The sequence below is a fragment of the Bradyrhizobium sp. CCBAU 21365 genome (genome assembly GCF_015291305.1).
GTDB classification, from domain to species: Bacteria; Pseudomonadota; Alphaproteobacteria; order Rhizobiales; family Xanthobacteraceae; genus Bradyrhizobium; species Bradyrhizobium elkanii.
This window is the reverse complement of sequence record NZ_CP030036.1, coordinates 5,378,012-5,399,020: the sequence shown is the minus strand read 5'-3', so window position 1 is coordinate 5,399,020 and position 21,009 is coordinate 5,378,012. Positions and strand designations below refer to the sequence as shown.

24 protein-coding genes and 1 tRNA gene are annotated in these 21,009 nt (G+C 64.7%); 16 read left to right on the top strand and 9 right to left on the bottom strand.

From position 1 onward, the window contains the following. Positions 1 to 63 precede the first annotated feature (63 nt). On the bottom strand, positions 64 to 2,340 hold the full coding sequence (locus XI02_RS25225) for a TonB-dependent siderophore receptor (RefSeq protein ID WP_172647831.1): 2,277 nt from the start codon (positions 2,338 to 2,340) through the stop codon (positions 64 to 66). Between the two features lie 609 nt (positions 2,341 to 2,949). Here XI02_RS25225 and glyA point away from each other — a divergent pair. The 9 genes from glyA to XI02_RS25180 all read left to right on the top strand — a co-directional run bounded on the left by glyA (position 2,950) and on the right by XI02_RS25180 (position 11,688). Further along, positions 2,950 to 4,251, top strand: a complete 1,302-nt coding sequence (gene glyA / locus XI02_RS25220; protein WP_172647832.1) for a serine hydroxymethyltransferase — start codon at positions 2,950 to 2,952, stop codon at positions 4,249 to 4,251. A gap of 87 nt (positions 4,252 to 4,338) precedes the next feature. Beyond that, entirely contained in the window at positions 4,339 to 4,821 is a 483-nt protein-coding gene (gene nrdR / locus XI02_RS25215) for a transcriptional regulator NrdR (protein WP_016844999.1), read from the top strand. After that, entirely contained in the window at positions 4,818 to 5,978 is a 1,161-nt protein-coding gene (gene ribD / locus XI02_RS25210) for a bifunctional diaminohydroxyphosphoribosylaminopyrimidine deaminase/5-amino-6-(5-phosphoribosylamino)uracil reductase RibD (RefSeq protein ID WP_172647833.1), read from the top strand. Before nrdR ends, ribD begins: the two co-directional genes overlap by 4 nt. A gap of 110 nt (positions 5,979 to 6,088) precedes the next feature. Next, a complete protein-coding gene (locus tag XI02_RS25205) occupies positions 6,089 to 6,697 on the top strand; it encodes a riboflavin synthase (RefSeq protein ID WP_018271918.1) in 609 nt (202 codons plus the stop codon). Between the two features lie 214 nt (positions 6,698 to 6,911). Continuing rightward, entirely contained in the window at positions 6,912 to 7,403 is a 492-nt protein-coding gene (ribH, locus tag XI02_RS25200; protein ID WP_016844995.1) for a 6,7-dimethyl-8-ribityllumazine synthase, read from the top strand. Between the two features lie 2 nt (positions 7,404 to 7,405). Beyond that, a complete protein-coding gene (gene nusB, locus XI02_RS25195; protein WP_016844994.1) occupies positions 7,406 to 7,900 on the top strand; it encodes a transcription antitermination factor NusB in 495 nt (164 codons plus the stop codon). A gap of 136 nt (positions 7,901 to 8,036) precedes the next feature. Next, complete coding sequence (gene thiL, locus XI02_RS25190) at positions 8,037 to 9,038, top strand: thiamine-phosphate kinase (protein WP_172647834.1); 1,002 nt, start codon at positions 8,037 to 8,039, stop codon at positions 9,036 to 9,038. Positions 9,039 to 9,323: 285 nt separating this feature from the next. Continuing rightward, positions 9,324 to 11,444, top strand: coding sequence for a sodium-translocating pyrophosphatase (locus XI02_RS25185; protein WP_026192840.1), 2,121 nt, complete (start codon positions 9,324 to 9,326; stop codon positions 11,442 to 11,444). An 88-nt stretch (positions 11,445 to 11,532) separates the two neighbouring features. Then, positions 11,533 to 11,688: a hypothetical protein gene (locus XI02_RS25180; protein WP_016844991.1), complete on the top strand. Its 156-nt coding sequence runs from the start codon at positions 11,533 to 11,535 to the stop codon at positions 11,686 to 11,688. Between the two features lie 42 nt (positions 11,689 to 11,730). Here XI02_RS25180 and XI02_RS25175 read toward each other — a convergent pair whose 3' ends face one another. Both XI02_RS25175 and XI02_RS25170 read right to left on the bottom strand, forming a co-directional pair. Then, positions 11,731 to 12,738: a tripartite tricarboxylate transporter substrate binding protein gene (locus XI02_RS25175; protein WP_026192839.1), complete on the bottom strand. Its 1,008-nt coding sequence runs from the start codon at positions 12,736 to 12,738 to the stop codon at positions 11,731 to 11,733. Positions 12,739 to 12,881: 143 nt separating this feature from the next. Then, positions 12,882 to 13,358: an outer membrane protein assembly factor BamE gene (locus tag XI02_RS25170; protein WP_018271914.1), complete on the bottom strand. Its 477-nt coding sequence runs from the start codon at positions 13,356 to 13,358 to the stop codon at positions 12,882 to 12,884. Between the two features lie 137 nt (positions 13,359 to 13,495). On the opposite strand from XI02_RS25170, the gene XI02_RS25165 reads away from it, so the two are divergent. The 7 genes from XI02_RS25165 (at position 13,496) to XI02_RS25135 (ending at position 18,343) form a co-directional block, all read left to right on the top strand. After that, positions 13,496 to 14,047 (top strand): ubiquinol-cytochrome C chaperone family protein, encoded by a 552-nt coding sequence (locus tag XI02_RS25165; RefSeq protein ID WP_026192838.1) that lies wholly within the window; start codon positions 13,496 to 13,498, stop codon positions 14,045 to 14,047. Beyond that, positions 14,044 to 14,637 carry a DUF177 domain-containing protein gene (locus XI02_RS25160; protein WP_018271913.1) on the top strand — a complete coding sequence of 198 codons (594 nt, stop codon included), beginning with the start codon at positions 14,044 to 14,046 and terminating at the stop codon, positions 14,635 to 14,637. The genes XI02_RS25165 and XI02_RS25160 overlap by 4 nt, the downstream gene beginning before the upstream one ends. Before the next feature lie 308 nt (positions 14,638 to 14,945). Further along, positions 14,946 to 16,007 (top strand): phosphate acyltransferase PlsX, encoded by a 1,062-nt coding sequence (gene plsX / locus XI02_RS25155; RefSeq protein ID WP_026192837.1) that lies wholly within the window; start codon positions 14,946 to 14,948, stop codon positions 16,005 to 16,007. Beyond that, entirely contained in the window at positions 16,004 to 16,981 is a 978-nt protein-coding gene (locus tag XI02_RS25150; protein ID WP_026192836.1) for a beta-ketoacyl-ACP synthase III, read from the top strand. Before plsX ends, XI02_RS25150 begins: the two co-directional genes overlap by 4 nt. Positions 16,982 to 17,111: 130 nt before the next feature. Beyond that, entirely contained in the window at positions 17,112 to 17,447 is a 336-nt protein-coding gene (locus XI02_RS25145; protein ID WP_035631661.1) for an integration host factor subunit alpha, read from the top strand. A 127-nt stretch (positions 17,448 to 17,574) separates the two neighbouring features. Continuing rightward, positions 17,575 to 18,168: a MerR family transcriptional regulator gene (locus XI02_RS25140; RefSeq protein ID WP_018271909.1), complete on the top strand. Its 594-nt coding sequence runs from the start codon at positions 17,575 to 17,577 to the stop codon at positions 18,166 to 18,168. A 97-nt stretch (positions 18,169 to 18,265) separates the two neighbouring features. Beyond that, a tRNA-Pro gene (locus XI02_RS25135) sits at positions 18,266 to 18,343 on the top strand. Positions 18,344 to 18,530: 187 nt separating this feature from the next. Here the strand turns inward: XI02_RS25135 and XI02_RS25130 are convergent. Genes XI02_RS25130 through XI02_RS25105 form a run of 6 tightly spaced genes read right to left on the bottom strand, consistent with a single transcriptional unit; the run spans position 18,531 to position 20,998 of the window. Next, the gene (locus XI02_RS25130) at positions 18,531 to 18,758 is read right to left on the bottom strand and encodes an AlpA family transcriptional regulator (protein ID WP_035631640.1); all 228 of its coding nucleotides are present in this window, start codon (positions 18,756 to 18,758) and stop codon (positions 18,531 to 18,533) included. Beyond that, positions 18,755 to 19,078 carry a hypothetical protein gene (locus XI02_RS25125; RefSeq protein ID WP_172647836.1) on the bottom strand — a complete coding sequence of 108 codons (324 nt, stop codon included), beginning with the start codon at positions 19,076 to 19,078 and terminating at the stop codon, positions 18,755 to 18,757. Before XI02_RS25125 ends, XI02_RS25130 begins: the two co-directional genes overlap by 4 nt. Then, positions 19,075 to 20,157, bottom strand: coding sequence for an FAD-dependent thymidylate synthase (locus tag XI02_RS25120; RefSeq protein WP_194483229.1), 1,083 nt, complete (start codon positions 20,155 to 20,157; stop codon positions 19,075 to 19,077). Before XI02_RS25120 ends, XI02_RS25125 begins: the two co-directional genes overlap by 4 nt. Positions 20,158 to 20,163: 6 nt before the next feature. Continuing rightward, positions 20,164 to 20,343, bottom strand: coding sequence for a hypothetical protein (locus XI02_RS25115; protein ID WP_172647837.1), 180 nt, complete (start codon positions 20,341 to 20,343; stop codon positions 20,164 to 20,166). After that, on the bottom strand, positions 20,340 to 20,504 hold the full coding sequence (locus XI02_RS25110) for a hypothetical protein (protein ID WP_172647838.1): 165 nt from the start codon (positions 20,502 to 20,504) through the stop codon (positions 20,340 to 20,342). Before XI02_RS25110 ends, XI02_RS25115 begins: the two co-directional genes overlap by 4 nt. Next, positions 20,501 to 20,998 carry a hypothetical protein gene (locus XI02_RS25105; protein ID WP_172647839.1) on the bottom strand — a complete coding sequence of 166 codons (498 nt, stop codon included), beginning with the start codon at positions 20,996 to 20,998 and terminating at the stop codon, positions 20,501 to 20,503. Before XI02_RS25105 ends, XI02_RS25110 begins: the two co-directional genes overlap by 4 nt. Between the last annotated feature and the right edge of the window lie 11 nt (positions 20,999 to 21,009).

Here is a 21,009-nt window from a genome sequence, read left to right as displayed (position 1 = left end):
AAAAGCGAGGCGGCCGAATGCGGCCTCTCGGTCACATGATTTTCCGTGAACGGAATGTTCAGCTCACCATTTGTAGGCGAGGCTCGCCGTGATGCGGCGGCGATCGCCGTAGTAGCAGGAGCTGATGGTCGCGCAGCTCGCGACGTAGATCTTGTCGGTGACGTTCACGACATTGAGCGCCGCGCGCCAGTTGTTGTCCCATTCGTAATGCAAGGCGAGATCGCCCAGCACGACCCCAGGGACGCGCGCGGTGTTCGCGGTGTCGGCAAAGGACGAGCCGACATAGCGCACGCCGCCGCCGAAGCCGAAGCCCGTGAGCGGGCCGTCGCGGAAGGTGTAGTCGGTCCACACTGAGGCGAGCTGCCGCGGCGCGTTGGTCGGCACGGTGCCGATCAGCGCAGGATTGAGATCCTTGCTGACGAACAGCTCGTAATTGGTGTAGCTCGCCACCAGCTTGAAGTCGCGCGTGATGTTCGCGACCGCCTCGAGCTCGACGCCGCGCGAGGTGACTTCGCCGTTCTGGGTCTGGAACAGCGGGTTGTTCGGATCGGTGGTCAGCGCGTTCTTGCGCTTGAGGTCGAAATACGCGACGCCGAACCGTGCGTTGAGCCCGACCGGCTCGTATTTGACGCCGACCTCGGTCTGCTCGGAGGTTTCCGGCAGCAGCAATTGGCCGGCCGCGGTGGTGCCGATGACCGGATTGTAGCCCGTCATGTAGGAGACGTAGGGCGCAACGCCGCTGTCGAAATTGTAGATCGCGCCGACACGGCCGGAGAACTTGCTGTCGTCGCGGCCCTGGGACGCGCCGATCCGGTTGTTGTTGGTGAGATCGACCCAGTCCTGGCGTCCGGACAGCACGACCGTCAGACGGTCGAGCTTAACCTGATCCTGCAGATAGAGGCCGGCCATGCCCTGGGCGAGATAGCCGTTCTGATAGAGCGGGCCGCTGTACGGCAGGTTGGTGCCGTAGACCGGATTGAGCACGTTGAGATTCGTGCCCATGCCAAAACCCTGGCGGTCGTCGATGCCGTAATATTTCAGATCGACGCCGACCAGCGCGGTGTGCTGCAGCGCGCCGGTGGCGAAGCGGTATTCGAGCTGATTGTCGAGGTTGAGCTGGGTGGCGATGCCGCGGGTGTAGAAATTGCCGCGGGTGATGTCGGCGGCGGCCGGCGTCGTCGCGTAGCCGAGCCCGTAGAGGCCGGCATAATAGACGTCGACATGCGCCATGCGCGCGTTCTGGCGGAAATCGACGCTGTCGGTCACGCTCTTCTGGAACTGGTAGCCGACCATCTGCTGGTCGCGGCGGAACTGGTCGGCGCTGGGATCGCCGACGAACAGGCTGGTCGGAATCCGGCCGAACGGCGCGCTGGTGACGGTGCCGACATAGGGCAGGAAGTTCAGCGCGCGGGTGTTGCTGTGCGAGGCCATGCCGAACACGGTGAGGCTGGTGTCGGCATCGGGCCGCCAGGTCACCGACGGGGCAAGGAAGAAGTTGTTGTTGTAGACATAGTCGGTCTGGGTGCCGCCGCCCTGGGCCTGGCCGACGAGGCGGTACTGCACCTGGCCATTGCCGGGCTGCGCCGTCGCGCCGCCGATGTCGAACTGGGTATAGGCGTTGCCGAAATTGTTGACGCCGGTCTCGATGTAGCGAATGGGCTCGGCCTGCGGCAACTTGCTCACCGCGTTGACGAGGCCGCCCGGCGCCGAGCCGCCATAAAGGATGCCGGATGGACCGCGCAGCACCTCGACGCGCTCGAGATTGAAGGGCTGCAGCTTCCAGCTCGCATAGGAGGTGTAGAACAGCTGCAGGCCGTCGAGGAACAGCGACTCGTTCTGCGCGGGGAAGCCGCGGATCATGAACCAGTCGTTGCGGAAATCGGCACCATAGGTGCCGCCGATGACGCCTGGCGTGTAGCGCAGCACCTCGTCGAACTTGCTGACGATCTTCTGGTCGCGGATCTGCTCGGCGCTGATGACGGACACCGATTGCGGGGTCTGGATGATCGGCGTGCTGGTCTTGGTGCCGCTGGCGCTCAGCCGCGCCAGATAGCCGGTGACCGGGCCGTTGGCGCGTTCGTGTCCGCCGCCGGCGCCCGCGGGCTGCTGAGCGGTCTGTGGCTGCGCGCCCACTGGCGCGGCCGTTGCGCGGCGCGAGGCGCTGCGCGGGCGTGCGGCTCGTTGCGACGGCTGCTGTGATCGCGCCGCCTGCCGCTGCGGCGCTTCGACGGTCACGGACGGCAATTGCGTCTGGGCGAAGACATCGTCCGCACCGACAACCGAAAGCACCGCGACAGCCGAAGCGGCAAACCGCTGCGGCCGAATCCACGTGCACGACATTTATTCCATGCTCCATAAAAAAATCTTGAGCGAGTCGTTATCACGGTGATTTTCGCGAGCGGCCTGCGCGCGGTTAGAAGCTGTCGAAGTTGCGCGCAAAGCTTGTCCGTGTGACCGGGGGACAACGGCGCATGACGGGCAATTGCACGCATCGCGTGAGAGCTTTGAATCGATCCAGTGTTGAACGATTCAAAAATCGGACGATTCAAAAATCGTCTTGCCGTCTCGCGAGACAATGCAACGCGAATCGCGCGCGACATGATCAAGCGAGTCCGATGTCGCGTGGTTGCGCGAGTAGCGCTTGTAAACCTTAAGGCGCTGGTCGTCTTGTCCCTGAATCCCGCGCGGTCGGGAAGGGGCGTCACGTTCCATGCGGCGGCCGGCTCAGCCGTGTTCGCCGGGCCGGCTGGAACCGGGTGGCGGGGGCGGCCGTCCGGCCGGTTGGCAATCCCCGCCATCCCCACCATATCTGGCATAATTGACCGGCAGGGACCGCAACCGCTTGGCCATTTTGGGGCGATGTGATAACGCTCTGAAACCAGCTTCGACCGCCACTCGTGACCGTCCGCATCCCGCCTAAAGGCTTGCGGCGGTGGAGATATTTCGCCGATGACCTCATCCACCAAGACCGCTTCCGCGCCCGATTCCTTCTTCACGGCTGGTCTCGCCGAGGCCGATCCCGAGATCGCCGCCGCGATCAAGGGCGAGCTCGGCCGGCAGCGTCATGAGATCGAGCTGATCGCCTCGGAAAACATCGTCAGCCGCGCCGTGCTGGAGGCGCAGGGCTCGGTGATGACCAACAAATACGCGGAGGGTTATCCGGGCGCGCGCTACTACGGCGGTTGCGAGTGGGTCGACGTCGCCGAGACGCTGGCGATCGAGCGCGCCAAGAAGCTGTTCGGCGCCGGCTTCGCCAACGTCCAGCCGAACTCCGGCAGCCAGATGAACCAGGCGGCGTTTCTGGCGCTGCTGCAACCCGGCGACACCTTCATGGGCCTCGACCTCGCGGCCGGCGGCCATCTCACCCACGGCTCGCCGGTCAACATGTCCGGCAAGTGGTTCAAGGCCGCACACTACACCGTGCGCCGCGAGGACCAGATCATCGACATGGACGAAGTGCAGAAGCTGGCCGAGCAGGTCAAGCCGAAGCTGATCATCGCCGGCGGCTCGGCCTATTCGCGCGCCTGGGACTTCAAGCGCTTCCGCGAGATCGCGGACTCGGTCGGCGCGTATCTGTTGGTCGACATGGCGCATTTTGCGGGCCTCGTCGCCGGCGGCGTGCATGCCTCGCCGGTGCCGTATGCCCACGTCACCACCACGACGACGCACAAGTCGCTGCGCGGCCCGCGCGGCGGCCTGATCCTCACCAATGACGAGACGCTGGCCAGGAAGCTGAACTCGGCGATCTTCCCGGGCCTGCAGGGCGGTCCGCTGATGCACGTCATCGCCGCCAAGGCTGTCGCGTTCGCCGAAGCGCTGCGGCCGGATTTCAAGGTCTACGCCAAGAACGTGGTCGAGAACGCCAAGGCGCTGGCGGAGACGCTGCGGGGCCACGGCCTCGATATCGTGTCCGGCGGCACCGACAACCATCTGATGCTGGTCGACCTCAGGCCGAAGGGGCTGAAGGGCAACATCTCCGAGAAGGCGCTGGTGCGCGCCGCCATCACCTGCAACAAGAACGGCATTCCGTTCGATCCCGAAAAGCCGTTCGTCACCTCGGGCCTGCGGCTCGGCACGCCGGCGGCGACCACGCGCGGCTTCGGCGTCGCCGAGTTCAAGCAGGTCGGCGGCATGATCGCCGAAGTGCTGAACGCGCTGGCGCAGTCGCCGGACGGCAAGGCGCCGCTGGTCGAGGCCGCGATCAAGGAGCGCGTCAAGGCGCTGACCGATCGCTTCCCGATCTATCAGTAAAAGGTCCGTATCGTTTTTTTGAGCATGATCTCTTCGGAAAACCGCTTCGCACTTTTCCGGATCATGCTCGTGTAGAGGTCCCGTCGGATGCGCTGCCCGAGCTGCAATTCTCTCGATACGCAGGTCAAGGACTCGCGTCCGACCGAGGACTCCGCGGTCATCCGCAGGCGGCGCGTCTGCATGGCCTGCAACTTCCGCTTCACGACCTTCGAGCGGGTGCAGCTGCGCGAGCTGACCGTCATCAAGCGCAACGGCCGCCGCGTGCCGTTCGACCGCGACAAGCTGGTGCGCTCGCTGCAGATCTCCTTGCGCAAGCGCCCGGTGGAATCCGAGCGGGTGGAGAAGATGGTGTCCACCATCGTGCGCGAGCTCGAAAGCGGCGGCGAGGCCGAGGTCTCCTCGGAGGCGATCGGCGAGATCGTGATGGAGCATCTGCGCCAGCTCGACGACGTCGCCTATGTGCGCTTCGCCTCGGTCTATCGTAATTTCCGCGAGGCCAAGGACTTCGAGGCCGTGCTCGACGAATTGACCGGCGAAGAGGACCCGCGGCTCGCGACGCTACGCAAATGATCTTCCGCATTCTGGAAGACCAGTTCGCGCAGAAGGCCAAAGAGGCCAAGGAAGCGGCAAAGGCAGCCGATCTGCGCTTCATGCAGCTGGCGCTGGCGCTTGGCCGGCGCGGGCTCGGGCGTACCTGGCCCAATCCGGCGGTCGGCGCCGTGATCGTCAAGGACGGCGTCATCGTTGGCCGCGGCTGGACGCAAGCAGGCGGCCGCCCGCATGCCGAGGTCGAGGCACTCAGGCGCGCAGGCGATGCCGCGCGCGGCGCCACGCTCTATGTGACGCTCGAACCCTGCTCGCATTTCGGCCGCTCGCCGCCCTGTGCGGACGCCGTGGTTGCGGCCGGGCTCGCCCGCGTCGTCTCGGCGATCGAGGATCCCAATCCGGAAGTCGCGGGGCAGGGGCATGCCAAGCTGCGCGCCGCCGGCATCGCGGTCGACGTCGGGCTGTGCGCGGCGGAGGCCGCGCGCGACCATGCCGGACACTTCCGCCGCATCCGCGACAAGCGCCCGCATGTGATCCTCAAGCTCGCGGTGTCCGCCGACGACAAGATCGCAGCCAGCGGCCACAAGCCGGTCGCGATATCAGGCGAGGCCGCGCGGACCCGGGTGCATTTGCTACGCGCGCAGAGCGACGCGATCCTGGTCGGCATCGGCACGGTCAAGGCCGACGATCCGCTTTTGACCTGCCGGTTGCCGGGGATGGCGGCGCGCTCGCCGGTGCGCCTGGTGCTGGATCGCGCGCTGCGGATTTCGGGCGACAGCCGCCTGGTGCATTCGGCGCGCGAGACGCCGCTCTGGGTGCTGACATCTGACATGGCGGAGGCGCCTGCCGCGGTGAAGTTAGGTGCCGCCGGCGCGCAGGTGATCCGCGTCACCGCCAGCGCGCCCCAAGGGCTCGATCTGTCCTCCGTTCTGCATGCGCTGGCGGAGAAGGGGATCTCGCGGCTGCTGGTCGAGGGCGGATCGCGCGTGGCAAATTCTTTCGTGGCAGGCGGCTTGGTCGATGAAATCTGGCTGTTGCGCGGACCCGATGCGATCGGTGCCGACGGCGTTCCCGGGCTGGACGCAATGCCGCTCGACGCAATCACGCAGTCGCCGGCCTTTCGGCTTCGTGCTAGCGAAACCCTCGGTGAAGATGTTTTAACGATCTATGATCGTTCGTAGGCTGTCATGGCCGGGCTTGTCCCGGCCATCCACGACTTCCATCTAGCGTGCGGCCAAGACGTGGATGCCCGGGACAAGCCCGGGCATGACGAAGAGTAAGGGGTTTTGTTGTGTTTACCGGAATTGTCACCGATATCGGTGAGATCACCAGCCTGAAGCAGGTCGCGCAGGGGCAACTGCATCGCATGCGAATTGCCTGCGACTACGACCAGATCACGATCGCCGACGGCGCCTCGATCGCCTGCAACGGCGTCTGCCTCACCGTCGTCGCCTCCGGCACCGCCGATGGCAAGACCTGGTTCGATGTCGATGCCGCGGCCGAGACGCTCGGCATGACCACCGCCAAGCATTGGCGGCAGGGCGGCCGGCTCAATCTCGAGCGCGCGCTCAAGATCGGCGACGAACTCGGCGGTCACGTCGTGGCCGGGCATGCCGACGGCATCGCCACCATCGTCAAGCGCGAGGACCTGCCCGACATGGCGCGCTTCGAGCTGCGAACCAGCCGCGAACTGGCGCGTTTCATCGCGGCGAAGGGGTCGGTCACGCTGGACGGCGTGTCGCTGACCGTGAACACGGTCGACGATGTCGGCTTTTCGGTGCTGATCATCCCGCACACGCTTGCTGTCACGACCCTGAGCGGCTGGAAGGCCGGCAGCGAGGTCAATATCGAGGTCGATCTGATGGCCCGCTACGCGGCGCGGCTGTCGGAGATGAAATAGCTTCGGCCTGGGCATTGCGGCCAACACAGACGTCCCTATCTGCCTATGCGCCTCGGGCGATTATCAGCCCGGGCGGCCTATGCATTGCAGGCGAACCCGGCCTGAAAAATCGGGCTGATCGCGGTGACATCCGGGCCAGTATTGCCCTTGGCTTTAGCCCCTGCTGCGCCTAAAACGCTGCACAACTCCTCCCCAAGTTCCGATTGGTATTGCAATGGCTGACGCGCGGCGCGCACCCCTGAAGGACCAGACCGACATTACCGGCGCACGCGTGCTGATCGTCGAAGCGCGGTTCTATGACGACATCCAGGATGCGCTGCTGGAAGGCGCGCTTGCCGAGATCAAGGCCGCAGGCGCCAGCCATGACGTGATCACGGTGCCGGGCGCGCTGGAGATTCCGGCGGCGATCGCGATCGCGATCGATGCGGCTGAAACGAACGGCAAGCCTTATGACGCGGCGATCGCGCTCGGCTGCGTGGTGCGCGGCGACACCATCCATTTCGAGATCGTCTCGCAGGAGTCCTCGCGCGGATTGATGGATTTGGCCGTCAGCCGGAAATTCCCGCTCGGCAACGGCATCCTCACCGTCAACACCGAGGCGCAGGCCTGGGCGCGGGCGCGCGCCAGTGAACTCAACAAGGGCGGCGACGCGGCGCGTGCGGCGCTGGCGATGCTGCGGATCAAACGCCGCCTGGCAAAGGCTTGACCATGGCTGACAACAAGAAGCCCGCGAAAGCCCCCGACAGAAAGGCCAACCGCCGCGGCGCGGCACGGCTCGCGGCGGTGCAGGCGCTCTACCAGATGGACATTGGCGGCGCCGGCATCAACGACATCTTCGCCGAGTTCGAGAGCCACTGGCTCGGCAACGAGGTCGAGGGCGAGAAATATTTGCCGGCGGAAGCCGCGTTTTTCCGCGACGTGGTCTCCGGTGTGGTGCGCGACCAGGCCAGGCTCGATCCGCTGATCGACGAGGCGCTGTCGAAGGGCTGGCCGTTGAAGCGGATCGACGCCATCCTGCGCGCGGTGCTGCGGGCAGGCTCCTACGAGCTCGAGCACCGCAAGGACGTGCCGGGCCGCGTGGTGGTCTCCGAATATGTCGACGTCGCGCACGCCTTCGTCGAAAAGGACGAAACCGGCATGGTCAACGCCGTGCTCGACCAGATCGCGCGCCAGTTCCGCGGCGACGAGTTTGTGCGGAGCTGAGTGGAGACATATGATCGCTTGACCGTCACCCTGAGGAGGCCGCGCAGCGGCCGTCTCGAAGGGCGACGGCCCGGCTGGGGCCGTGCATCCTTCGAGGCTCGCTCCGCTCGCACCTCAGGATGACGGGGCTGCTATCGTGACGCAGAGCGACAAACCGATATCCGGCGAAGACTCCCTGATCGCGCGCTATTTCAAGCCGCTCGCGACCGATCCGGGGGCGTTCGGGCTCGACGATGACGCCGCCGCGCTGAGGGCTGATGGCGAGGACATCGTGGTCACCACGGACGCCATCGTCGAGGGCGTGCACTTCCTTCCGGATGATCCGCCCGACACGCTGGCGCGCAAGGCGCTGCGGGTGAACCTCTCCGACATCGCCGCCAAGGGCGCGGTGCCGGCGGGCTTCGTGCTGACGCTGGCGCTGCGCGGCGCCGAGGAGGCCTGGCTGAAGCCGTTTGCCCGGGCGCTCGGCGAGGACGCCGCAGATTTCGGCTGCCCGCTGCTCGGCGGCGACACGGTCTCGACACCGGGGCCGCTGATGATCTCGATCACCGCGTTCGGCCGGGTGCCGCAGGGCACGATGGTGCATCGCGCGGGAGCGCAGGCCGGCGACCGCGTGTTCGTCACCGGTACGATCGGAGACGCCGCGCTCGGTCTCGATGTGCTCCGGGGTGGCCCGGTCGCCGCGGCTCTGGCGGACGATGTCGTCGGGCGGGATTTTCTTGCCGCCCGTTACCGTGTTCCGCAGCCGCGCAACGCCTTGGCCAAGGCCGTCCGCACCCACGCCAGCGCCGCGATGGATGTGTCCGACGGTCTTGCCGGCGATCTGACCAAGCTTTGTGCAGCCAGTGGTGTGGCGGCCGTGATCAATGTGCCGAGTGTCCCGTTGTCGGCTGCAGCTGCAGGGCTGCTCGCGCGCAAGGCGATCGACATCGAGACCTTGGTGGCCGGCGGTGATGATTACGAGCTCTTGTGCGCGGTCCCGAGCGATCATGTCGACGCGTTTCTGCGGGACGCACGGCAGGCCAAGATCGCGGTAACCGCAATCGGCGGCCTGATCGCAGGCTCGTCGCCACCAAGCTTCCTTGACGGGCAGGGCCGGGAACTGAAGTTGAAGCGGCTGTCCTACAGCCATTTCTAGAGCGGTTTCGAGCGAAGCGGGCACCGGTTCACGTTAAGAAAACGCGTCGGAACGGAAGCCGCGCTGGACTTCCCGCGCCTGATCGCGCCGATTTTCCTTCTAAATAGCTGCCGATATCGGCGATTTCGGCCACAGGTGGCGTTGCACAGCGGTAACGATTTTGGCAAGGTCGCGCCCGATTTGAGGCAATCCGTTTTTGGGGAGGATTGTCCTCGCAAAATAAGCGCCTGCCGCCCCCTAGCGGCACAAGAAGGCGCGGGGGTTACATCAAGGATCTGAGGCAACATGACAGCTTTATGGTTGATTGTGCTCTGCGGGGCGCTTTCCATCGTCTACGCGATCTGGGCGACGCAGTCGGTCTTGAACGCGGATGCGGGTAATCCGCGCATGCAGGAAATCGCGGCCGCGGTGCGCGAGGGCGCACAGGCCTATCTGCGGCGGCAGTACACTACGATCGGCATGGTCGGTATCGTGATCTTCGTGGTGCTGGCCTACTTCCTGGGCCTGCTCGTGGCGATCGGCTTTGCGATCGGCGCCATCCTGTCGGGGGCTGCCGGCTTCATCGGCATGAACGTCTCGGTGCGCGCCAACGTCCGCACCGCGCAGGCGGCAACCACCTCGCTCGCCGGCGGCCTCGAGCTCGCCTTCAAGGCGGGCGCGATCACCGGCATGCTGGTTGCCGGTCTCGCGCTGCTCGGCGTCACCATCTACTTCATGGTGCTGGTCAAGTTCATGGGTCTCGAAGCGGGCAGCCGCACCGTGGTCGACGCCATGGTGGCGCTCGGCTTCGGCGCCTCGCTGATCTCGATCTTCGCCCGTCTCGGCGGCGGCATCTTCACCAAGGGTGCGGACGTCGGCGGCGACCTCGTCGGCAAGGTCGAGGCCGGCATCCCCGAGGACGATCCGCGTAACCCGGCCACCATCGCCGACAACGTCGGCGACAATGTCGGCGACTGCGCCGGCATGGCGGCGGACCTGTTCGAGACCTATGCGGTGACCGCGGTCGCCACCATGGTGCTCGCGGCGATCTTCTTCGCCAAGACGCCGATCCTGGTGAACATGATGACGCTGCCGCTCGCGATCGGCGGCATCTGCATCATCACCTCGATCATCGGCACCTTCTTCGTCAAGCTCGGTGCGAGCCAGTCCATCATGGGTGCCCTCTACAAGGGCCTGATCGCCACCGGCATCCTGTCGTTGGTCGGCGTCGCGCTCGTGATCAATTGGCTGGTCGGCTTCGGCAAGCTCGACGGCGTCGACTATACCGGCATGGCGCTGTTCTGGTGCGGCGTGGTCGGTCTCGTCGTCACCGGCCTGATCATCTGGATCACCGAATACTACACCGGCACCGACTACCGCCCGGTGAAGTCGATCGCCTCGGCCTCGGTCACCGGTCACGGCACCAACGTGATCCAGGGGCTCGCGGTCTCGATGGAAGCGACCGCGCTGCCCGCGATCGTGATCATCGCCGGCATCCTGGTCACCTACAGCCTGGCCGGCCTGTTCGGCATCGCGATCGCGACCGCCACCATGCTGGCGCTGGCCGGCATGATCGTCGCGCTCGACGCCTTCGGCCCGGTCACCGACAATGCCGGCGGCATCGCCGAGATGGCGGGGCTGCCCAAGGAAGTGCGCAAGTCGACCGACGCGCTCGACGCGGTCGGCAACACCACCAAGGCGGTGACCAAGGGCTACGCGATCGGCTCCGCCGGTCTCGGTGCGCTGGTGCTGTTTGCGGCCTATAATCAGGACCTCAAATTCTTCATCAGCGACGCCAACGCCCATGCCTACTTCAAGGGCGTCAACCCGGACTTCTCTCTGAACAATCCTTACGTCGTGGTCGGCCTGCTGTTCGGCGGCCTGCTGCCGTATCTGTTCGGTGCGATGGGCATGACCGCGGTCGGTCGCGCCGCCGGTGCGATCGTCGAGGAAGTGCGCCGTCAGTTCCGCGAGAAGCCCGGCATCATGCAGGGCACCGACAAGCCGGACTACGGCAAGGCGGTCGACCTGCTGACCCGGGCGGCGATCAAGGAGATGATCATCCCGTCGCTGCTGCCGGTGCTGTCGCCGATCGTGGTCTACTTCCTGATCTACGCCATCGCGGGCGGCGGCGCAGCCGGCAAGTCGGCGGCATTCTCCGCGGTCGGCGCCATGCTGCTCGGCGTCATCGTCACCGGTCTGTTCGTCGCGATCTCGATGACCTCGGGCGGCGGCGCATGGGACAACGCCAAGAAATACATCGAGGACGGCCACTACGGCGGCAAGGGCTCTGACGCCCACAAGTCCGCGGTGACCGGCGATACCGTCGGCGATCCCTACAAGGACACGGCGGGCCCGGCGGTGAACCCGATGATCAAGATCACCAACATCGTGGCGCTGCTGCTGCTGGCGATCCTGGCGCACTGAGCGGCGGACACAACTGAAGCGAAGCCCCGCGGTGAAAGCCGCGGGGTTTTATTTTTGAAGCAGACGCGAACAACACGGAGATCAATCGATGTCGCTCTCATCCGCACGGAACTACGCGCTCCGCGCTTCCAAATCACAGGATCAGAAGGAGGCCATCGAGCTGCTCTCGAAGGCGATCCTGGAACTGGCGATGTCGATTGAAGCAACCGACGCCAAGGTCAAGAAGATCAACAAGTCGTCGTAGCATGAGGCGCAACATGCTCAGGAATGCTTGTGACGGCGGCCGCTACTTGACCTCCATCTGCAAGCCTTCCTTCTCGATGATCGCCGCGAACTTCTTCGTCTCCGCATTGACGAAATCGGAGAACTGCTGGGGCGTGCCGTAGTCGGCGCGCGCGCCCATGCCGGCGATGTTCTTCTTGACGTCGTCGCGCTCCAGCATCGCCTTGACCTGGCGGTTCAGCTCGTCGAGCACCGGGGCAGGCGCGGTCTTCGGCAGGAAGACGCCGAACCAGGACGAGACGTCGAAATTTGCCAGTTCCGGCGCGCCCTCGCGCATCGTCGGCAGGCTCGGTGCGGAATCGCTGCGCTCCGGCGTGGTGACACAGAGGCCGTTGAGCTTGCCGTCCTGCACCTGCGGCAGCGACGGATAGAGATTGTCGAACAGGATCTGGATGTCGCCGGCGAGCCCGGCCTGCAATGCGGGACCGGCGCCGCGGAACGGCACGTGCGTCATCTTCAGCCCGGTGAGTTGCAGGAACCAGGCGCCGGTGAGGTGAGGGCTCTGTCCGGTGCCGGACGAGCCGTAGGTGAGCTTGTCGGGGTTCTTCTTCAGGAAGGCGATCAATTCGGGGATCGACTTGAGGCCGGTCGATGGATGCGCCGACACGATGTTCGGAATCCGGATCATGTTGGAGACCGGCTGCAACTGGTCGGCCTTGTAGGTGAGGTTGCGGAAGATGCTGTAGGCGATCGCGTTGGGACCGGGATTGCCGATCAGGATGGTGTGGCCGTCGCCCTTGGCGCGCGCGACCTCGGATGTGCCGATGGTGCCGCCGGCGCCGGAGCGATTCTCCACCACCACCGACTGGCCCCAGAGCGGCTGCAAATGCGCGGCGAGCAGCCGTCCCATCACGTCGGTTGAGCCGCCCGCCGCCGCCGGCACGATGATGCGGACGGTCTCGGCTGGCCGCCAGTCGCCGGCGCCGAGGCTCGCGCGCGGCAGGATCGACGCGGCCGTCAATGCGGCCGTGCCCGACAATACCGTACGACGGGAAAATCTCTTGGCTCTCATGCGTTTACCCCCTGCTCAGGCTCTTGTTGCGAGCAAACTAGGGGACCGCTTGCCCGTCGGGCAAGCGACAACTTGGCGCAGCGGCCTATGCTTTGGACTCCAGTTTGACGCGTTTCTTCACGCGAACCGGAGTCCACTTCGCTCTAGTTGAAGCTCAGCAGCTTGAAGAGCGGTGTCAGGTAGGACATTTCCTGGCCCGACGTCGGCGTGGACCGGCTGACGAAGTCGAAGATCTTGCCGTCCTTCAGGCCGTAATTGGCGAGCCGGCGCACCTGCCGGTTCTTGTCGAAATAGACCGCGATCACGCGCTGGTCGATCACCCGCTGATTCATGAAGGCGACCGGGCGGGAGGTCCGCTGCGAGATGTAATAAAACACCTCGCCGTCCAGCGTTGCGACCGTCGAGGGCGTGCCGAGCACGATGAGCACCTGGTCCTGGCTCGCGCCGATCGGGATTTGCTCGAGCGCCCCTTCCGGCAGGATGTAGCCCTTCTGGAATTGTTCGCCGGCGCAGCCGCCGAGCGCGGCGCAGACGAGGCCGATCGCCGCGACGGCGCGGAGACGCGAAAAAAACCCGCGCGCGGAAGCGGCGCGAGACTGTCGTGAAAGCGTGTGGTTCATCGGCGGAACTGATCCGTCCCCTTGCATCGGCCGAGGCATTGACGTACCGGGCAGCTCAATGGATTGCAATCATGCCGAGCTCCAATGGGCGACCTCTCAACAGGCGACCCTTTGGGGACCGGCAGCCGGAACCCGTCATGCTTTGGCCGTTCAATCACTTCAGAAGACCCCGGGTGCCCGCGCGCAGCACCATTGAGACCATCTATGGCATGATCGTGACGCAGGCGCGAGAACCGTTGTTTTACCGTGACTTGGGCGTTCCGGACACGGTTAACGGCCGTTTTGACCTGCTTCTGATGCACTTGTGGCTGGTGCTGCGGCGACTGAAATCCGTCGAGGGTGGCGCGGGGCTGTCCCAGGCCCTGTTCGATCATTTCTGCATCGATATGGACGACAATCTGCGCGAAATGGGCGTCGGCGACCTCACGGTGCCGAAGCGCATGCAGGCGTTCGGTGAAGCCTTCTATGGCCGCACCGCGGCCTATGATCTGGCGCTGACCGACAGCGAGACGGCCTTGGCCGAGTCGTTCTGCAAGAACATCCTCAACGGTCAGAACATCGACAAGGCCCGCCAGCTCGCCGTCTATGCCAGGGTGGCGATGGAAGGGCTGGCGCGCGCCGATCTCGCGGCGTTGGCCAAGGGCGCGTGGCGCTTTCCGGTACCACAGGCTGCGGGGACGGCGGCATGAGCGGCGGCACCACAGGGCAGCCCGATGCACGGCGCGACCGCGACCCCTGGCGGGTTCTCGTCAATGTCGCGCAGATCCCGGAGACCGGCCTGCATCGCGAGATCGCGGCCGACGAAGCGGCGCGCAAGGCGATGGCCGAAGTTGCCGGGTTGCGGGAAGTCGTCTCCGCGCATGCGGAGTTCGATCTGCAGCCCAAGCGCGACGGCAGCTACCACGTCACCGGCAGAGTTAAGGCCAGGGTCGGGCAGACCTGCGTGGTGACGCTCGATCCGATCGAGAACGAGATCGATGAGCCGATCGACGTGGTGTTCGCGCCGCCCGAGCAGATTCCCCAAATGGCCGACCTGGTCGACGACGCCGACGGCAGCGATGAGGAAACGCCGGACCCGCCGGAGCCGATCGTCGGCGGCTTCATCGACATCGGCCGGCTCGCCACCGATGCGCTGTTCCTCGGCGTAGACCCGTATCCGCGCAAGGTGGATGCGGTCTTTGAACAGAAGCCTGAAGCGGCTGATCCGGAAAATCATCCTTTCGCGGCGCTGAAGGCGCTGAAGGAAAAGCCGGACGGCAAGAAGCCCAAGGGAAGTTGAGGCGCCTGGCGCCACATTTGCGGGGATGGCTTGCCTGCAAGCTTGCGCGAGCGGGGTTCCCAATTACTTCAAATATGCGTCACAATGCATTGAAATACAATGTATTTCTGGTATGTTTGAATGTGTTGCGTGACGGTTCGGCAGCTGCCTCATTTGCGGTCAAGAGGTTGTGTCGGATCGAGGACACGCTATTGTCGCGGCCCGGCCGGGACGCGAGTTGGTGTTTCGCCGCGCGCCGTTGACGGCGGTGACTTCAAGCTCGCGGTCTTCGTCTGAAGGCTGCGGGAAAGCAGGCTTCCGGGACGTTCATGCCTCAAAAGGTTCGAATAGCGCTTGACGCCATGGGGGGCGATGTCGGCGCTTCCGTCGTCATTCCCGGCGCCGCAATCTCGTTAAGCCGTCATCCCGACAGCGAATTCCTGCTGGTCGGGGACCGGGCCCAGATCGAGCCGGAGCTCGCCAAGCATCCGGCGCTGAAGGCGGTATCGAAAGTGATCCATACCGACGTCGCCGTGAAGAACGATGAGAAGCCGAGCCAGGCGCTGCGGCGGACCCGCAGGGCGTCCTCGATGTGGCTCGCGATCGACGCCGTGAAGCATGGCGAGGCCGACGTTGCGGTCTCCGCCGGCAACAGCGGCGCGCTGATGGCGATGGGCAGCCTCAATCTGCGGACGCTGCCCGGTGTCGACCGCCCGGCGCTTGCCGCGGTGTGGCCGACGCTGCGCGGCGACTCTGTCGTGCTCGACCTCGGCGCCACGATCGGCGGCGACGCCCGCCATCTGGCGACGCTGGCGGTGATGGGCAGCGCCATGGCGAGCGTGCTGTTCAACCGCGAACGGCCGACCGTCGGCCTGCTCAATATCGGGTCCGAGGAGATCAAGGGGCACGGGGAAATCCGCGAGGCGGCCGAGATGCTGCGCGCGATGAACTCAACCCAGTTCAATTATATCGGCTTCGTCGAGGGCGACGCGATCGGCAAGGGCCTCGCCGACGTCATCGTGTCGGAAGGTTTCAGCGGCAACATCGCGCTCAAGGCCGCCGAGGGAACCGCGCGCCAGATGTTCACGCTGCTGCGCGAGGCCATGTCATCGAGCTGGCTGGCGCGGATCGGCTATTTGCTGGCCCGCGGCGCGTTCCAGAAGCTGCGCGACAAGCTCGATCCCAACAAGTCGAATGGCGGCCTGCTGCTCGGCCTGAAGGGCGTGGTGGTCAAGAGCCATGGCGGCACCAACGCGGAAGGCTTTGCCTATGCGGTGGATGTTGGCTATGAGATGGCCCACTTCGATCTCCTCACCAAGATCAATCAGATGCTCAATCGCGACGGCAGCGCCCTGGTGCAGGCGCAGACCGCGCAGGAGGCTGTCTCGTGACTGCTATACGTTCGGTAGTGCTCGGCTGCGGCTCATATTTGCCGGAGCGGGTTTTGACCAATGCCGAACTGGCCAGCCGGATCGACACGTCGGATGACTGGATCGTGCAGCGCACCGGCATCAGCGAGCGCCACATCGCGGCCGACGACGAATTCACCTCGCATCTGGCGATCAAGGCGGCGCAGGCCGCGCTCGCCCATGCGCAAGTCGATGCGCAGTCGATCGACCTGATCGTGCTCGCGACCTCGACGCCCGACAACACCTTTCCCGCCACCGCGGTCGCCGTCCAGCACGGGCTCGGCATCAACCATGGCGTCGCCTTCGACCTGCAAGCGGTCTGTTCCGGCTTCGTTTTCGCGCTGGCCACCGCCGACAATTTCCTGCGCGCCGGCACCCACAAGCGGGCGCTGGTGATCGGTGCCGAAACCTTCTCGCGCATCCTCGACTGGGACGACCGCGGCACCTGCGTGCTGTTCGGCGACGGCGCCGGCGCGGTCGTGCTGGAGGCGCAGCAGCATTCCGGCACCACCAGCGACCGCGGCGTGTTGACGACGCATCTGCGCTCCGACGGCCGCCACAAGGCGAAGCTGTTCGTCGATGGCGGGCCCGGCTCGACCAGGACGGTCGGGTATCTCCGGATGGAGGGCCGCGAGGTGTTCAAGCACGCCGTCGGCATGATCACCGACGTGATCGTCGACGCCTTCAACGCCACCGGCTTTACCGCCGAGGACATCACCTGGTTCATCCCGCACCAGGCCAACAAGCGAATCATCGATGCGTCGGCGCACAAGCTTCATATTGCGCCGCAGAAGGTGGTCCTGACGGTCGACAAGCACGGCAACACGTCGGCGGCCTCGATCCCGCTCGCGCTGTCGGTCGCCGTGAAGGACGGGCGCGTCAAGAAGGGCGATCTGGTGCTGTTCGAGGCGATGGGCGGCGGCTTTACCTGGGGCTCGGCGCTCGTGCGCTGGTAGCGCATCGCCAAACAGTATCGACAGGTTGCCGGTATCTTTCCTGCGCCTGGGCGTTGGTCACTGTTGACCATTGCGCGCTAAGCTTTTAATTTCAGTCAAGAAATTGTTCGCCGAGAGTGCGGGGCAGGCGATGACCACGGGAACCGGAAAAACAGTTACGCGCGTCGATTTGTGTGAGGCGGTCTACCAAAAGGTGGGTTTGTCGCGCACGGAATCGTCGGCATTTGTCGAGTTGGTGCTGAAGGAGATCACCGATTGCCTGGAAAAGGGCGAGACGGTGAAGCTGTCCTCATTCGGCTCCTTCATGGTGCGCAAGAAGGGCCAGCGTATCGGCCGTAATCCGAAGACCGGCACCGAGGTGCCGATTTCGCCGCGGCGGGTGATGGTGTTCAAGCCGTCGGCGATCCTGAAGCAGCGGATCAATGGCCATGTCGTCACCAATGGCGACGGCAGCAAGGCCGACTAGAGCGTTTTCAAGCGAAGTGGATACCCGGTTCGCGTGAAGAAAACGCGGCAACACTAGAATCCGGAGCTCCGGTCCGATTCGATCGGAACGGAAGGGCTCCAGGCATTGAGCTCAAAGGAGCGGGCATTTGGACAAGGCGCCGGATGCGTTCCGTACCATCAGCGAGGTCGCTGATGAACTCGATATTCCACAGCATGTGCTGAGATTCTGGGAAACGCGCTTCGCGCAGATCAAGCCGATGAAGCGCAGCGGCGGACGCCGCTATTATCGCCCCGACGATGTCGACCTGCTCAAGGGCATCCGCCGGCTGCTGTACGGCGAGGGCTACACCATCCGCGGCGTGCAGCGGATCCTGAAGGAGCACGGCATTAAGTCGGTGCAGGGCATCGCCGACCAGACGGCGGCGGTCTCGTTCGGCGCGGTCGAGGAAGCCGTCGGCAACAGCATGGCCGAGCCCGATGACCTCGAGAGCAGCGACGGCCTCGATTTCGACGGCGAGGAGGGCGACGGCGACGAGAAGGGAATCGACTACCGCTTCGTCGATCCCGACGAGGATCCGATCCTGTCGACCTACAAGGCGCACGCTCAGCCGGGCAAAGCGCCCGCCGCGCCGCCGGTTCGCCCCTCCGTCCCGTCAGTCGATCGGGAGCGGCTCGAACGCGTGCTGCAGGAGCTGGTCGCCTGCCGGCAGATGATCGACGCGGCGATGAAGGACGGCTGAGGCAAGGACGCCTGCCAAGGGAACCGGCCTCGGAATACAGTCTTTGAGAGCCGCCCCGCCTTGCGCGAACGCAGGATCGCAGCTAATGGAACGGCATCGGAGCGTGGCGCAGCCCGGTTAGCGCACTAGTCTGGGAGACTAGGGGTCGGAGGTTCAAATCCTCTCGCTCCGACCAAAATAACCAAGTAAAAACAGATACTTGGCGAAATGGTCGAAAACCCAAAAACTCCCAAAATCCTCTCTGGGTTAGGCATGGGTTAGGAAATCAAAAACACACGGTGAGATCAAGTGACATTGGTCGCCCGTGCCGATGTCCTTCCCCAAAAGAAAATCGCCAGCACTGAGGCTGGCGATTGTCCGTCTCAAGCGACCTTCCGGTCCAGTTCGCGCTGCCACTCGACAACCTCGTCGAGGTACCAGGCGACGCGCCCCGATGCGATCGGGCGAGGCTTCGGGAAGTTGCCTTCCTCCACCTGGCGCAGCAGCGTCGATCTGCTGAAGGGCACCTTGGCCAGCACCTGCTTCATGGTGATCATCTGGCGCAGTTCGTTGTCCTGCTTCACAGGCTCAGGGGCGTCGGTGTCCGTCATTTCTTCTTTCCAAATACAGTTTCGATGGTGGGCTCGTTGGCGTTGGATCGCTCAGGAGCGGTCCAGCGTCTCATTGGGTTCTTGGCTCCCTTGACCCTGAAGTCCTGCTCCTGCCGCGCACGGTTGAGCTGGGTGACCATCACCTTGAAGCCGGCGAGGCAGGCCTGGTCCGGATCGCGGAAGGTCTTCGGCTGGCCGTGCTGGTCGTGGACCCACATGGGTGGCTTGCCGGGGATGCCGAAGGTCCCGAAGAAGAGACCATCGACCTGACCGTGACCGACAGCCGTCGAGTAGTAGGAGGTGGCGAGCTTCGTTTTCATGCCACCTCGGCGAAGACTGACCGCTCCAGCATCTTCCGGTTCTGAACCCAGCCACGGAGGTTGCCGTGCAGCTCGGGCTGCTTCCAGTGGTCATGCCTCGGCCGGATGTCGCTCCAGACGTCGCCCTTCACGAACACGTCCGGCGTGGCCTGGTGCTCAGCCGGCGAGGCGTGGAGCGGGCGCGATCCGACCAGGCGATCGTACAGGTCGAGGTCCGCATAGACGCTGGGCTTCTTCCCGTCGTGTGTCAGGTACGACGTGCGGGCGCAGCGAGCGACAGAGATCTTGATCAGCTCCTCGATCGAGCGTTCACCCATGAAGGTGCCCACATACTGGCTGTTCATCGTCGCCATGTGGCGTGCCTCGTAGGGGAGCGGCTGGATGCAGTGCCGGTCGCTCTCCGTGATGAAGGGCAGATGCCATTCACCAGGCTTGAGCTGCGTCGGGACGCTGCCTTCGAATGCACCCTTGATCGCCTTGGCGAGAGCTTCGATTTCCGGCTGGGCGTCCTTGTGGTCCCGCAGCTCGAAGAAGTTGTCCCATTCGGTCGCAGTGATCAGCACGTTGATGTGGGCGAACGGCTCCAGGAGTCGGTTGACGACCTGCTTGTGGTAGCCGGCATCGTCGTAGGCGCGGGCGAATGCGATGGCGTAGTCGCGGGCTTCCAACCACATCTGCTGCGGGCTCAGCAGCGAACCCTTGCGGACGTTGTCGTTGGCGAAGGGGTGCGGGATGTAGTCGGCGAACGGATGCGTGATCGGCGCGTCGTTCTCCTGATCGGCCTGCATGCCCTTCTGGTTCTTGCCCCAGTGGATCGGCATGGCCGTATCGTTGAGGATGTCGTCGATCAGGCGCTTGACCGGGATGGCCCGGGAACTCGAAGCGTTGCGGCTCAGGTTGCGGTCGTACATCACGCCGTCCGGGATCGTGAGGATCTCCATCAGGTCCGGGGTGGACGTGAGCACACGATGCGTCAGCTCTTCGGCGTGGATGAAGCGCGGATATCTGGCGAGAACCGTCTTCAGCTCGATGCCGGCCGGCGAGATGCTGTGCAGGATTTTGGTCGCGGAGATGGTCATAGAGGGTCAGTTTTCCGTTCGGTTGGCGATGAGGCGTTCAGCCTCTTCCTTCGAGTCGTAGGGGCCGATGGCGTCCCAGCAGCCTTCGGGCTCCAGTTCGAGGATCCACCAGCCGGACAGCTCCTCACCGACCTCCTCGGGCGGGAGGAACTTGACCTCGGTCTGGTTCATGGTTGCGTTGGTCAACGGAACAGCTCCTTGGCTTTCTGGATTTTGCTGTCGAGGCACAGCGAGACGTGCCCGGACGAGACGCGGGCCTGGCAGTTGTCCAGCGGTCGACCGCTGAGGATCAAAGCGAGGGTGAGGCCGATGCCGACGCCGACCAGGAGGGTGAGGACATCCTTCATGCGCTCACCGCCTTCATCTGTTCGCCCGGGACCAGCTCCAGGAGCCACTTGACCCGAGACTGCAGCCGCTTGATTTCCGCGCGCTGCTCCCGGTTCTCGGTCAGCTGTGTGTTGTTGTGCTGGAGCAGCTCGGTGACTCGAGCCGAGTGCTCTTCCTTCGCCTCCAGCGAGGCCACGAGACTGTCGAGCAGGAATGGCATGGTGCGGATGAAGCCGACGAGGGCCTTGGCGCGATCGGCCGCGGTTGGGGAATGCCCGGTGAATGCGTAGACGATGCCGCCTTCACCCAGGACCATGTTCATCTCCGTCTTCTCTTCCATCTCCGGGAAGGCGACGCGGGTCCGTGCCAGTGTCACCTCGTAGTCGGCGAGGTGCTCTTCGTCGGTCTGCTTGGGCGTGATGGCCCAGATCGGGTCCTGGACCTGTGCGAGCAGTCGTCTCGCGTCGGCCACGTAGGCAAGCATCTGTTCTTTGGTCACGGTGGTGTCGGTCACGTCCTGCTCCT

Bases quoted from the DNA above. Each gene is read 5' to 3' on its own strand.
- ribH (WP_016844995.1), top strand. From the start codon at position 6,912: ATGGCTGACGCGCGGCGCGCACCCCTGAAGGACCAGACCGACATTACC.
- nusB (WP_016844994.1), top strand. From the start codon at position 7,406: ATGGCTGACAACAAGAAGCCCGCGAAAGCCCCCGACAGAAAGGCCAAC.
- XI02_RS25160 (WP_018271913.1), top strand. From the start codon at position 14,044: ATGAGCGGCGGCACCACAGGGCAGCCCGATGCACGGCGCGACCGCGAC.
- XI02_RS25185 (WP_026192840.1), top strand. From the start codon at position 9,324: ATGACAGCTTTATGGTTGATTGTGCTCTGCGGGGCGCTTTCCATCGTC.
- plsX (WP_026192837.1), top strand. From the start codon at position 14,946: ATGCCTCAAAAGGTTCGAATAGCGCTTGACGCCATGGGGGGCGATGTC.
- glyA (WP_172647832.1), top strand. From the start codon at position 2,950: ATGACCTCATCCACCAAGACCGCTTCCGCGCCCGATTCCTTCTTCACG.
- ribD (WP_172647833.1), top strand. From the start codon at position 4,818: ATGATCTTCCGCATTCTGGAAGACCAGTTCGCGCAGAAGGCCAAAGAG.
- XI02_RS25175 (WP_026192839.1), bottom strand. From the start codon at position 12,738: ATGAGAGCCAAGAGATTTTCCCGTCGTACGGTATTGTCGGGCACGGCC.
- XI02_RS25110 (WP_172647838.1), bottom strand. From the start codon at position 20,504: ATGAAGGATGTCCTCACCCTCCTGGTCGGCGTCGGCATCGGCCTCACC.
- XI02_RS25120 (WP_194483229.1), bottom strand. From the start codon at position 20,157: ATGACCATCTCCGCGACCAAAATCCTGCACAGCATCTCGCCGGCCGGC.
- XI02_RS25170 (WP_018271914.1), bottom strand. From the start codon at position 13,358: ATGAACCACACGCTTTCACGACAGTCTCGCGCCGCTTCCGCGCGCGGG.
- XI02_RS25130 (WP_035631640.1), bottom strand. From the start codon at position 18,758: ATGACGGACACCGACGCCCCTGAGCCTGTGAAGCAGGACAACGAACTG.
- XI02_RS25180 (WP_016844991.1), top strand. From the start codon at position 11,533: ATGTCGCTCTCATCCGCACGGAACTACGCGCTCCGCGCTTCCAAATCA.
- XI02_RS25225 (WP_172647831.1), bottom strand. From the start codon at position 2,340: ATGTCGTGCACGTGGATTCGGCCGCAGCGGTTTGCCGCTTCGGCTGTC.
- nrdR (WP_016844999.1), top strand. From the start codon at position 4,339: ATGCGCTGCCCGAGCTGCAATTCTCTCGATACGCAGGTCAAGGACTCG.
- XI02_RS25165 (WP_026192838.1), top strand. From the start codon at position 13,496: ATGCTTTGGCCGTTCAATCACTTCAGAAGACCCCGGGTGCCCGCGCGC.
- XI02_RS25145 (WP_035631661.1), top strand. From the start codon at position 17,112: ATGACCACGGGAACCGGAAAAACAGTTACGCGCGTCGATTTGTGTGAG.
- XI02_RS25125 (WP_172647836.1), bottom strand. From the start codon at position 19,078: ATGAAAACGAAGCTCGCCACCTCCTACTACTCGACGGCTGTCGGTCAC.